Below are 11,540 nucleotides of genomic sequence, written 5' to 3' on the forward strand. Positions count from 1 at the left end.
AAATTTAACGGTTTTCTCGACCGTATTGGAGTGAGTTAGTTGCTGCTCGACGATGTCAGAGCCTGATGCTGCTCGCAGGCTGGGGTGCATGAGAAGACCGTGCGCTCAGTTTGCCGGAAGAGACGGAGCGTGTTGTCTTCATCGATGGAGACGAGCACGCGCTCGTCAAGCATAGCGTTGCCCGATGCATCGAGCAGCACGAGATTGGTTGTTCCGAAGGCCTTGCCGGTCAGCACGATTGTTTTGGCGTCCGCTACAGTCGCATCCGCGACGGCCGCGTTGCCGACGATGACCTTCGCTACCGGACGGTCAAGCTTCAGGACTTTCGCATGATTGAGGAAAACCTGCATGAAGTCGTCTTCCGCATGCGCGAACGCGACGCCGAAGGTGGCGGCGAGGCAAGATCCAAGCAAAGCGATGAGGGCCGGCGAACGCATAGGCAGATCCGATCATAGAGCGATTTGCCGAAATTATGCGGCGAAAGGGTAAATGGCCGCTTAACGCCGCACTAAGCGCTTTCGAACGCAAAGGTCGAGGGGAAATCTTCAGCGCGTCCTCTGAGCAAGGTGTTTTGTGCGGTTTTCGCTGGTGAAAAACAACATAGGCGAGATGCTCGACGAGGCTGTTAACCAAAGATCTAAAGTGAAATTCAAGACTATCGCCCTAGCGTTCGGCGGTGTCGCTAAATGGAAGATCGTTTGGCAGCTATCGAGGGTAAAGCGTTTTGTCTCTTCCCCCTGATAGTCAACAAATGAATCCGGCGCTGCCGAAATCGAATGCGGCCTACCGCCGTTTTGGGTGATGAGTTCGATAATGAGTTTGACAACCTCGCAAGCAAACTGACCGTGAACTGGCCTTGGCAAGAATACTGCGACTTGCTGAAATCTGGATTGCTGCAATCAGAGCATCATTTCGCGCAGCGGCAAAATTAAGACAAACGCAATTGTGGTGACCTAAAGTCGCAATTGATTGTCGGGTGTCGGAAAGGAAGCGTATGACGAAATTGATCGAGAGTTTCCTTGCAGACAGATCCGGTGCGACTGCCGTGGAGTATGGCTTGATCACTGCGATCATTAGCGCTGCTCTGCTAGGGGGACTCGGCACATTCAGCAACAAGCTAAACGCCCAGTTTTTCTTCATCACCAACACGATCGAAAATGCTGTGGCGGATCAGTAAAGCCTTTTTTGGCGAACAAGTAAGAGGAAAGACGTCATGCTGATAGCTGCAGTTCTGGTTATATTTCCGCTCTGCATGGCGATGACGGCAACGAATGACTTCTTGTCTATGACGATTCCGAATCGCCTTTCCGTTATTCTCGTTGTGTCCTTTCTGTGCCTGGCGCCCTTTTCCGGATTGGGCGTCATGGATATTGGCTGGCATCTTCTCGCCGGTCTTGTGGTTTTTGCAGCGGGATTTGCGCTTTTCGCGCTCAGGGTTATGGGCGGCGGCGATGCGAAGATTTTGGCGGCAAGCGCCATCTGGTATGGTTGGACCGCCTCGACCACTACCTATTTCGCCTATGTTGGTTTGTTTGGTGGGTTATTGTCTGTCTTGGTGCTTTTGTTGCGGGCCAACGCCAACTTCATCATAGTCTCCCGGTTGCCTGTTCCCGCCACCATGATGCAACAGAAGAAGGTGCCGTATGGCATCGCGATCGGCGCGGCGGCCTTCGCGACCTTTCCGCAATCGCCAATGTTTCAGAACATTGTCGGCATTCTGCCGGGCTGATCACCACCAAACTCGCGCGGCGCACCGGCAAATATTTTTCTTGTTGATCGACGGCCCTGCCGTCGATCTCTTTTTTGCCGCTGATTGCCTTAGATGTCGCCGAACAGTCGCGCTCAGCGCGCTGGGTGAACGATACAGTCATTCCCTGCGATTTGTTAAATTCGGTCGATCACCTTCATCTGTAGACGCAAGGACTGTTTCGTATCCGGACACGACGCCTGATGCCTTGTTCGACAATGACCTTGGTTTTGTCACGACGTCTTGCGGCGTGTGAATCGTGTTTCGGTTCAACGCCTTGAAAACCAGTGGGTCGGCAAAAGCCGACCTCGTCACATTTAAGCGCTCGAATTTTACAAATCACTTTTTCAAATGATTCACCACAAGAAATAGCTTGGCCTCGTTAGGGCGATTTTAACCTCGTCTGTTAAGGCGGTCGCAATCAGCTCGCGGCTAGGGTGTGCTCATCCGATCGACGGAAACAGTTGACGGAAGTGCTGAAGTTCATCCCACAGGAGACAATGATGTCCTCGATTTTTTCTCGCTTCATGAATGACGAGTCTGGCGCCACCGCAATTGAATACGGCCTGATCGCCGCCCTGATCTCCGTCGCCCTCATCACCGGCGCCACTGCGCTTGGCAATGCGCTCGACAACAAGTTCGACGACCTGGCCACCACGCTGAACGCGACCTGATCGTTACACGCATATCGATTTCGATTTCGATATCGCTTCGAAGAGCCCGCCCCACCAGGCGGGCTTTTCCTTTTTGTTCGGGGCGCGCCGTTTGCGAGCGCCATGCGATGTAAAGGCTTCCTTTACCAGTCTCGTAGTTATTTTGTTAACTATAATTACACCAATTCCTGATCATTCTGCGGACGGAAATTCACCCATTCGCAGGGACCATGGAATGAAACCCGCCCGTCTGATCATTCTCACTGTCGCCGTCGTCGCGGCCGGCGCGGCCGCCTTCATGGCCATGAATCTCAAGCGTGGTCAAACGGTCGTTCAGATGCAGTCTGAAACGGTCGTCCAGAAAGAGCCTGTCGTCGATGTCTTGGTCGCCTCTGCCAATCTGCCCATCGGGGCACGTCTCAACGAAGAATCGATGAAATGGGTGGGATGGCCGCAAAGCGGCGTCGTCGAAGGTTTCATTACGGTCGAAAAGCGGCCGGAAGCGCTCAAGGAACTCAACAACGCCATCGTCCGCATGCCGATCTTCGAAGGCGAGCCGATCCGGCCGGAAAAGATCGCCGATCCAAACGGCGCCGTGATGTCCTCCCTTCTTCCATCTGGCAAACGCGCCGTGGGCACGGAAATCTCGGTGTCCACGAGCGCCGGCGGCTTCATCCTGCCCAACGATCGGGTTGACGTCATCATGGTCAAGAAGTCCGACGAGGGCGCCTATGACACGGAAACGATCCTGAGCAATATCCGCGTTCTCGCCATCGACCAGGAAATCCAGGAAAAAGAAGAGGGGCAAAAGACGGTTGTCGGCACCACCGCGACCCTCGAACTGACCCCCGATCAGGCCAAGGTGATCGCGGTGGCCCAGCAGATGGCAGACAAGTTGACGCTCGCCCTGCGTTCGGTCGCCGATGCGCAAGAGCCGGATTCGGTCGTTGCCAAGCATCTCTTGTCCGGTGAGGCGGGCGAAGGCTCGGTCCAGGTCATCAAGTCGGGCGTGATCCAGAAGCTCAGCACCAGCCAAGCCCCAGAAAACGATAGTCATTGACCGGGAGCGGAACCGTGAGAGTCACAAACAAGAAAATTCTTCTGCCCATGACCACGGCGCTCAGCTTCTCGCTTGGCTTCGCGGGCATTCCCGGCGCGCCCTTCATGTCGATCTCGCCGGCTCTGGCGGCGACGCAGTCGATCTATAAGATCTCCCAGGTAGGCCCGGGGGTGAGCAAGAGCCTGAAGCTTGGCCTCAACAAGGCGATCGTCATCGATCTCCCTGTCGACGCGCACGACATTCTCGTCGCCGATCCATCGATCGCCGACGCCGTTACCCGCACTTCCACGCGCCTCTACATTTTCGGCAAGACCGTCGGTCAGACCAATGTGTTCATCTTCGGCGCAGGCGGCGAGGAACTGGTGACGATCGAGCTCGAAATCGAGCGCGACATCTCCACGCTGCAGACACAACTCAAGCGCTTCCTTCCGGACTCCGACATTCAGGTCGAAATCATCTCGGACAACATTGTCTTGTCGGGAACGGTGCGGACTCCCCAGGATGCGGCTCAGGCCGAACGCCTGGCGCAGATCTTCGTGACGGGCGGCGAAGCGACGACCCGCAATGCCACGGCGTCGTCGAGTTCCACAAACGGGGACACTGAAGTGGCGATGTTCAACGAAGTCCGCCAGGAATCGCAAATCGTCAACATGCTGACGATCGAGGCGGAAGATCAGGTGACGCTCAAGGTCACCGTGGCCGAGGTTAGCCGCAGCATCGTCAAGCAACTTGGCTTCAACACTTCCATCTCCGGGGACAATGGCGGAATCAGTTTCCAGAATCCGACCAACCTCGGCGGCTCCGTCAATTGGACGGCGGCGGCTAACGCAAGCGGCTCAATCGGCAGTCTCGACATCTCGTCCTATATGAACGCGATGGAGCAGGCCGGTGTGATGAAGACGCTTGCCGAGCCGAGCCTCACCGCGATCTCCGGCGAGCAGGCCAAATTCTATGTGGGCGGCAGCTTTCGGATGGCGTCCAGTCAGGATATTGGAGACGACGGCTCGATCTCGCGCGAATATGAGTCCGTGGACTACGGCATCCGTTTGAATTTCAAGCCAGTCGTCCTGTCTCCGGGACGCATTTCGCTCAACGTTCTCACCGAAGTGTCGGAACCGACCTTCGAAGGCTCCGCCACGATGGCGACGCAGAAATCTGTTCCGGGCCTCACTTATCTCGGCATTCGCAAGCGTGAGGCGTCGACCACTGTCGAGCTGCCTTCTGGCGGCTCCATCGTCATCGGCGGCCTTGTGCGCGACGAAGTCCGGCAGGCCATGTCGGGAAATCCGGCCTTGGCGCAAATCCCGATTCTCGGCACGCTGTTCCGCTCGCGCGACTTCCAGCGCAACGCTACCGAACTGGTCATCATCGCCACGCCCTATCTGGTGCGTCCGGTCGAGCGCTCCAAACTTGCGCGCCCCGACGACAATCTCGTGCCCGAGGGAGACGTCGCGATGTATTTCCTCAATCGCGTCAACAAGGTCTACGGCCTGCGCGAAACGACCAAGACTCCGGGCCGCTACAACGGCGCTGTCGGTTACATCTACAAGTAAGGATTTCGAGCGATGACGACCTTTTCGACCAAGCGCCAGATCCGCACCGCATCCCGTCTTCGCCGGAGCGGCGGCCTTGTCCTCGCGCTCATTGCGGCGCTGACGGCGTCGTCCTGCGCTTCGAGGCGCGATATGCAAACGACGGGCTCGATCCCCGACGATTATCGCACCCGCCATCCGATCACGCTCGCTGAAGTTCGTCACGATCTCGACGTGCCGCTCGGCGCTGGCGAGACGGACCTCACCGCAGCCACCCGCGACCTGATCCGCGGCTTCGCGCAGGATTACACGACGACGTCCAAGAGCACGATGACCATCGCCATTCCGGTCGGCGCCCCCAATTCCGGGGCCGCCCATCGCTTGAGCGGCGCGATCCGGCAGACGTTGGTCGGCTATGGCGTCAAGCCGCAGCGCATCGTTATGTCCTCCTATGGCTCGTCCTCGTCTGACGGCTCTGCGCCTGTCCGCCTCAGCTTCGTGGCGGTCAAGGCGGTCACCGAAGGATGCGGGCAATGGCCGACCGACATGTTCGGCCGCACCCTGCGCGACAACGAGAACTGGGAGAACTTCGGCTGCGCCAGCCAGCAGAACCTAGCCGCCCAGATCTCCAATCCCACCGATCTCGTCGGCCCGCGCGGCATGAGCCCGATCGACGCGCAACGCCGCGCCACCGTGATCACCACCTATCGCGACGGGGAGTGAGGCGCATGCGCGATCTCCTTTCCGCCCAAACCGAGAGCCATATGTCATGAACGCTGTCGAATATGGAATTCTTCGCGACGAAGGGCCCGTGGTCGAAAACGAGATCCGGCCCGGAGATCTCGATCAGATGCGTCCTCTGCCGCGGATCTCGGTGCATGCTTTCTGCGAAACGGAGAACATGTTCCGGCTGATGGAAAAGCTGGCGCAGGATCGCCGCATGGCAAAGGTCAGCTTCCGCATCAATCAGGGAAGTACCGAAGCCGCCGTCAACATGTTCAGCGGCGCCCCCACGCCAAATCTGATTCTGCTCGAAACCAGCGCCCAGCCCGGCGCCATTATGGACGAACTCGCGCCGCTTGCCGACGTCTGCGATCCCACCACAAAAGTGGTGATCATCGGCCGCCATAACGATATTCCGCTCTATCGAGACCTGATCCGCAACGGCATCTCCGAATATATGGTGTCGCCGATTTCCCTGGTCGATGTGATCTCCGCCATCTCCGCCATCTTCGTTGATCCCGACGCCGAGCCGCTCGGCCGCTCCATCGCCTTCATCGGCGCCAAGGGCGGCGTCGGTTCTTCCACGATCGCCCACAACATCGCCTGGGGCGTCTCCTCGCTGTTTTCCTCGGAAGTCATCCTGGCCGATCTCGATTTTCCGTTCGGAACCGCCAATATCGACTTCGACCAGGATCCCGCGCAGGGGATCGCCGAAGCCGTCTATTCCCCCGAGCGGCTGGACGAGGTGTTCCTCGATCGTCTCCTGACCAAATGTTCGGAACATCTGTCACTGCTCGCCGCGCCGTCCATCCTCGATCGCGCCTATGATTTCGATCGCGCCGCCTTCCAGCCGGTGCTCGAAATTTTGCAGCGCGCCGCGCCGGTCAACGTTCTCGACGTGCCGCATGCCTGGAGCGAGTGGACCCGCACGCTGCTGGCGGATGTCGACGAGGTCGTGGTCACCGCCGCCCCCGATCTCGCCAATCTCCGCAACGCCAAGAACATGTTCGATCAGTTGCGCAAGCTGCGCCCCAACGATCGGCCGCCGCATCTGATCCTCAACCAGGTCGGCCTGCCCAAGCGTCCGGAGATTTCGATGGCGGATTTCTGTGAGCCGCTCGAGATCGAGCCGATCGCCGTCATCCCCTTCGACGCCGCGCTGTTCGGGTCGGCTGCGAACTCCGGTCGGATGATCGGCGAGTTGGACGGGAAATCGCCGGTGGCGGAAGTGCTGTCGCAGATCGCCCATGTCGTGACCGGCCGCGTGAGCGTGAAGAAGGCCAAGAAGAGCGCCCTCGGCTCGATCCTCGGCAAGCTCACGGCCAAGAAGTAAACAGACTTAAGACACTGGAGCGGACGCGCCGATGTTTGGCAAACGTGGAAATGATGGGTTCGGCAAGGCAGGCGGAGCGACCTCCGCTCCTCCGCCCGTAACGACGGCGGCTCCGGCACCCATGCCGTCCCCGGTCGCGCCGCCGCCGCTCGCGCCGTCGCATGTCCCCGTCCTGCAGGAGCCGCAGCGCGACGCACAGTCGGCCCTGCGCATGGCGCCGCCAGCGCCGCGCCGCAAGACGCAGCGTTCTGAGAGTTACTACACAACCAAGAGCCAGGTGTTTTCCGCGCTGATCGACACCATCGATCTGTCGCAGCTCGCAAAGCTGGACTCGGAAAGCGCACGCGAAGAAATTCGCGACATCGTCAACGACATCATCACCATCAAGAATTATGCGATGTCGATTTCCGAGCAGGAGGAACTGCTCGACGACATCTGCAACGACGTTCTCGGCTATGGCCCACTCGAGCCGCTTCTCGCCCGCGACGACATTGCCGACATCATGGTCAACGGCGCCGGCCAGACCTTCATCGAAGTCAACGGCAAGATCGAGGAGAGCGAAATTCGCTTTCGCGACAATGCCCAGCTCCTGTCCATCTGCCAGCGCATCGTCAGCCAGGTCGGCCGCCGCGTCGACGAATCCTCGCCGATCTGCGACGCGCGTTTGCCCGATGGCTCGCGCGTCAACGTCATCGCGCCTCCGCTCGCCATCGACGGTGCGGCGCTCACCATTCGTAAATTCAAGAAGGACAAGCTCACCCTCGACCAGCTGGTCAAGTTCGGCTCCATCACGCCCGAGGGCGCGGCGGTGCTGCAGATCATCGGCCGCGTGCGATGCAACGTGGTCGTCTCGGGCGGCACCGGCTCAGGCAAGACGACGCTTCTCAACTGCCTGACGCGCTATATCGACACCGACGAACGCATCATCACCTGCGAAGACTCGGCTGAACTGCAACTCCAGCAGCCGCATGTGGTGCGCCTCGAAACGCGTCCGCCGAACATCGAAGGCGAAGGCGAGATCACCATGCGCGATCTCGTCAAGAACTGCCTGCGCATGCGTCCCGAACGTATCATCGTCGGCGAAGTGCGCGGACCGGAGGTGTTCGACCTTTTGCAGGCGATGAACACCGGTCACGACGGCTCGATGGGCACCATCCACGCCAACAGCCCGCGCGAATGCCTCAATCGCGTCGAATCGATGATCGCCATGGGCGGCTTCACGCTGCCGGCCAAGACTGTCCGCGAGATCATTACGGGCTCGATCGATGTCATCGTCCAGGCCGCGCGTCTGCGCGACGGCTCGCGCCGCATCACCCACATTACCGAGGTGATCGGCATGGAAGGCGACGTGATCATCACCCAGGATTTGATTCGCTATGAGATCGAGGGCGAGGACGCCAACGGCAAGCTGATCGGTCGCCACAAATCCACCGGCATCGGTCGGCCGCATTTCTGGGATCGCGCCCGCTATTACGGCGAAGACAAGAGGCTGGCTGCCGCGCTCGACGCCATGGAACAGACAAGAGGCTAACTGTAACGCCGGCTAGCCTTGGGCTTTCCGGATGTTGGGGATACGGGAAAAGGCTATGTTCGGATTCGACCTGACGACGATTGCGATCATTGCGCTGGCTGCCATTTCGGCAGCCGCGGTCGCCTATGGCGTCCTGTTCTCCGATCTCGAGAATGAAAAGAAGACCAAGAGCCGGTTCGAAAAAGTCGGCATGTCTGATGTGGACAAGACCAAGGTCAAGGCATCCCGCGATCGCCTCGCTGAATTGTCCAAACGACGAAAGTCGGTGCAGGATTCGCTCAAGGAACTGGAAAAGAAGCAACAAGAGGCCAACAAGAAGAAGGCCGCCACCCTGAAGTCGCGGATCGTGCAGGCGGGATTGAATTTCACTGAAACGCAATTCTATCTCGGCAGCGCGATGCTTGGCGGCGGCGTAGCTCTCTTGCTGCTCCTGTCAGGCGCTTCCATTCTCATCATCGCAGGCGTCAGCTTCGTGGTCGGGGTCGGTCTGCCGCGGCTCTTCGTGGCGTTCATGTTCAAGCGCCGGATGAAGCGTTTCATCGAAGAATTGCCCAACGCCCTTGATGTCATGGTGCGCTCGATCAAGTCTGGTCTGCCGCTCAACGACGCCATTCGACTGATCGCATCGGAAGCCAAGGAGCCGGTAAAGACCGAATTCCGACGCGTCATCGAGGCGCAGCAGATGGGAATGAGCATCCCTGAAGCGGTGGGCCGAATGTCACAAACCGTTCCGCTGCAAGAAGTCAATTTCTTCGGCGTCGTGATCGCAATCCAGGCCCAGGCGGGCGGCAATCTGTCGGAAGCGCTCGGCAACCTCTCACGCGTGCTGCGCGACCGGAAGAAGATGAAGGCGAAAGTCTCCGCTCTTTCGATGGAAGCGAAAGCCTCCGCCGTGATCATCGGCGCATTGCCGTTCATCGTCGCCTTTCTGGTCTACCTGACATCGCCGGGCTATATGATGATCCTGTTCACGGATCCTCGCGGTCATCTCATCATGGGATTGTCGGCGGTCTGGATGTCGATTGGCATTTTCGTCATGCGCAACATGACCAACTTCGAAATCTAGGACGGAACCGCCATGGAGCTTGCACAAACGCTCACAAATCCACAGGTCGTGTTCGCCGTCCTCGTCGGCATCGCGGTCTTTGCCACTCTATACAGCCTCGTTCTGCCCTATTTCGACAATGGCGGCCTGCAGAAGCGCATGAAGGCGGTGACCACCGAGCGAGATCAGATCCGCAGCCGTGAACGCGCGCGGCTCAATGCCGAAGGCGCAATTCAGCGCAGCAGCCTGCGTCATCAGAACAACACCAATATCCGCCAGATCGTCGAGCGGCTCAACCTGCGCGAAGCGCTGGTGGACGCCGGTACAGTGGATAAGCTGAAGGCGGCCGGTTATCGTTCGCAGAACGCTCTCAACGTTTTTCTGTTCGCCCGATTCTTCCTGCCATTCATCTTCATGATGGTGGCGGCTTTTTATGTCTTCTTCCTGGGCTATCTCGCCGATCAGACCTTCATGGTGCGGCTGTTGACCGTACTTGGCATCGGCTATCTCGGTTTCTATGCGCCAAACATCTTCATCTCCAACAAGATCAACAAACGTCAGGCCTCCATCCGCAAAGCATGGCCCGACGCCCTAGACCTGATGCTGATCTGCGTGGAATCGGGTGTGTCGATCGAAGCGGCGATCAAGCGCGTGTCGGAGGAAATGACGGCCAACTCGCCTGAACTGGCCGAGGAAATGGTGCTGACCAATGCAGAACTCTCCTTTCTGCAGGAGCGGCGTGCGGCGTATGAAAATCTTGCCAAGCGCACGCAACTCGATGCGGTGCAAGCGGTGACCCAGGCTCTCATTCAGGCGGAGCGCTACGGCACGCCGATCGCGCAGGCCCTGCGCGTCTTGGCTCAGGAAAGTCGCGACCAACGCATGAACGAAGCCGAGAAGAAGGCCGCCGCTCTGCCGCCGAAACTGACGGTGCCTATGATCCTGTTCTTCCTGCCGGTGCTGATCGCCGTCATTCTTGGGCCTGCCGGCATTCAGGTTTCCGACAAGTTCTGATTCAGATCCGCTGGGGGCCTTGGCCCGGGCGGGTCACATTGTCCTCAAACGACAATCGCCGCCCCAAAAAGGGCGGCGACGGCATTGGGAGCGGTGTAGAAAAATCAATTGGTTCCGTTGTCGGCGTTCGCCAGCTTCTTCCAGCTGTTGTCTTGCGAAAGCATGCCCTTGAGATAGGCTACGTTGGCTTCGGCCTGTTCCGCGGTCAGCTCCTGCCGAGCGATGTTTTCCGCCTCCTGGAAGCGGCCCTGAAGTCCGACGACGAGGGCGAGGTTCTGCCGGACGCGGCTGTCGGCGCCGGGTTGGGCGACGGCGGAGCGGAGATAGGTTTCGGCCGTGCGCAGATCGCGGGTCAGGAGATAGGACATTCCGAGATTGGAAAGCACGGATGGCTCGTTGGGATGAATGTCGAGCGCGTTGCGATAAGCGAGGCGGGCCTCCTGGGTGCGCCCCAGTTGATCGAGGATCGCGCCCTTGGCGGATTCGAGCTTCCAGTCCGGCCGGTCGGGCGTCTGTGCTCGGTTGACCGTTGAAAGCGCCTGTTCGAGTTGACCGGCGGCGGCCTGCGCCTTGCCATAGGCGGCGAGCACGACGCGATCATTCGGATTGTGGATCGCCACCTGCTGCATCACGGCCAGCGCCTGATCGTTCTTGCCGTTCATCCGCAGCAGGGCGGCGTAGTTGAGGCCGGCGTTGCGGTCATTGGGACTTTTGGCGTAGGCCTCGCCGATTTTGCGCGAGGCGGCCTGCAGCTCCGGCTGCGTCATCGATTCGACGGGCTTGTTCAGATTGGCGGGTATTGACCCAGTCGTCTCCCGGCTTGCCGTCGAGCAGGAGCTCAGGAGAATGGTCAGGAAAATCGCGGCGCCGACCGACGCCATGGTCTTGGACTTCATCCTATC

At 59.1% G+C, this 11,540-nt stretch carries 12 protein-coding genes; 10 read left to right on the forward strand and 2 right to left on the reverse strand.

What is annotated here, in order from left to right; genetic code table 11:
- Positions 1-35 precede the first annotated feature (35 nt).
- Entirely contained in the window at positions 36-437 is a 402-nt protein-coding gene (locus E8Q41_RS09120) for a pilus assembly protein N-terminal domain-containing protein (protein ID WP_137155223.1), read from the reverse strand.
- A gap of 557 nt (positions 438-994) precedes the next feature.
- Here E8Q41_RS09120 and E8Q41_RS09125 point away from each other — a divergent pair.
- The 10 genes from E8Q41_RS09125 to E8Q41_RS09170 all read left to right on the forward strand — a co-directional run bounded on the left by E8Q41_RS09125 (position 995) and on the right by E8Q41_RS09170 (position 10,638).
- The gene (locus E8Q41_RS09125) at positions 995-1,177 is read left to right on the forward strand and encodes a Flp family type IVb pilin (RefSeq protein WP_137155224.1); all 183 of its coding nucleotides are present in this window, start codon (positions 995-997) and stop codon (positions 1,175-1,177) included.
- Positions 1,178-1,213: 36 nt separating this feature from the next.
- On the forward strand, positions 1,214-1,729 hold the full coding sequence (locus tag E8Q41_RS09130; protein WP_137155225.1) for a prepilin peptidase: 516 nt from the start codon (positions 1,214-1,216) through the stop codon (positions 1,727-1,729).
- A 521-nt stretch (positions 1,730-2,250) separates the two neighbouring features.
- Positions 2,251-2,421: a Flp family type IVb pilin gene (locus E8Q41_RS09135; RefSeq protein WP_137155226.1), complete on the forward strand. Its 171-nt coding sequence runs from the start codon at positions 2,251-2,253 to the stop codon at positions 2,419-2,421.
- 214 nt (positions 2,422-2,635) lie between these two features.
- Positions 2,636-3,460 (forward strand): Flp pilus assembly protein CpaB, encoded by an 825-nt coding sequence (cpaB, locus tag E8Q41_RS09140; protein ID WP_137155227.1) that lies wholly within the window; start codon positions 2,636-2,638, stop codon positions 3,458-3,460.
- Between the two features lie 47 nt (positions 3,461-3,507).
- On the forward strand, positions 3,508-5,013 hold the full coding sequence (locus tag E8Q41_RS09145) for a type II and III secretion system protein family protein (RefSeq protein ID WP_137155329.1): 1,506 nt from the start codon (positions 3,508-3,510) through the stop codon (positions 5,011-5,013).
- Positions 5,014-5,025: 12 nt separating this feature from the next.
- The gene (locus E8Q41_RS09150) at positions 5,026-5,715 is read left to right on the forward strand and encodes a CpaD family pilus assembly lipoprotein (RefSeq protein WP_137155228.1); all 690 of its coding nucleotides are present in this window, start codon (positions 5,026-5,028) and stop codon (positions 5,713-5,715) included.
- 46 nt (positions 5,716-5,761) lie between these two features.
- Entirely contained in the window at positions 5,762-7,048 is a 1,287-nt protein-coding gene (locus tag E8Q41_RS09155; RefSeq protein ID WP_137155229.1) for a CpaE family protein, read from the forward strand.
- 31 nt (positions 7,049-7,079) lie between these two features.
- Positions 7,080-8,579, forward strand: coding sequence for a CpaF family protein (locus E8Q41_RS09160; protein ID WP_137155230.1), 1,500 nt, complete (start codon positions 7,080-7,082; stop codon positions 8,577-8,579).
- A gap of 55 nt (positions 8,580-8,634) precedes the next feature.
- On the forward strand, positions 8,635-9,645 hold the full coding sequence (locus tag E8Q41_RS09165) for a type II secretion system F family protein (RefSeq protein WP_137155231.1): 1,011 nt from the start codon (positions 8,635-8,637) through the stop codon (positions 9,643-9,645).
- Between the two features lie 12 nt (positions 9,646-9,657).
- A complete protein-coding gene (locus E8Q41_RS09170; protein ID WP_137155232.1) occupies positions 9,658-10,638 on the forward strand; it encodes a type II secretion system F family protein in 981 nt (326 codons plus the stop codon).
- A gap of 104 nt (positions 10,639-10,742) precedes the next feature.
- On the opposite strand, the gene E8Q41_RS09175 is transcribed toward E8Q41_RS09170, so the two are convergent.
- On the reverse strand, positions 10,743-11,534 hold the full coding sequence (locus E8Q41_RS09175) for a tetratricopeptide repeat protein (RefSeq protein ID WP_137155233.1): 792 nt from the start codon (positions 11,532-11,534) through the stop codon (positions 10,743-10,745).
- Positions 11,535-11,540: the final 6 nt, after the last annotated feature.

The organism is Rhizobium sp. FKL33, assembly GCF_005222915.1.
GTDB lineage: Bacteria > Pseudomonadota > Alphaproteobacteria > Rhizobiales > Rhizobiaceae > Rhizobium_E.

Coding starts and splice junctions, on each gene's coding strand:
- E8Q41_RS09125 (WP_137155224.1), top strand. CDS start 995: ATGACGAAATTGATCGAGAGTTTCCTTGCAGACAGATCCGGTGCGACT.
- E8Q41_RS09160 (WP_137155230.1), top strand. CDS start 7,080: ATGTTTGGCAAACGTGGAAATGATGGGTTCGGCAAGGCAGGCGGAGCG.
- cpaB (WP_137155227.1), top strand. CDS start 2,636: ATGAAACCCGCCCGTCTGATCATTCTCACTGTCGCCGTCGTCGCGGCC.
- E8Q41_RS09170 (WP_137155232.1), top strand. CDS start 9,658: ATGGAGCTTGCACAAACGCTCACAAATCCACAGGTCGTGTTCGCCGTC.
- E8Q41_RS09135 (WP_137155226.1), top strand. CDS start 2,251: ATGTCCTCGATTTTTTCTCGCTTCATGAATGACGAGTCTGGCGCCACC.
- E8Q41_RS09155 (WP_137155229.1), top strand. CDS start 5,762: ATGAACGCTGTCGAATATGGAATTCTTCGCGACGAAGGGCCCGTGGTC.
- E8Q41_RS09165 (WP_137155231.1), top strand. CDS start 8,635: ATGTTCGGATTCGACCTGACGACGATTGCGATCATTGCGCTGGCTGCC.
- E8Q41_RS09145 (WP_137155329.1), top strand. CDS start 3,508: ATGACCACGGCGCTCAGCTTCTCGCTTGGCTTCGCGGGCATTCCCGGC.
- E8Q41_RS09130 (WP_137155225.1), top strand. CDS start 1,214: ATGCTGATAGCTGCAGTTCTGGTTATATTTCCGCTCTGCATGGCGATG.
- E8Q41_RS09175 (WP_137155233.1), bottom strand. CDS start 11,534: ATGAAGTCCAAGACCATGGCGTCGGTCGGCGCCGCGATTTTCCTGACC.
- E8Q41_RS09150 (WP_137155228.1), top strand. CDS start 5,026: ATGACGACCTTTTCGACCAAGCGCCAGATCCGCACCGCATCCCGTCTT.
- E8Q41_RS09120 (WP_137155223.1), bottom strand. CDS start 437: ATGCGTTCGCCGGCCCTCATCGCTTTGCTTGGATCTTGCCTCGCCGCC.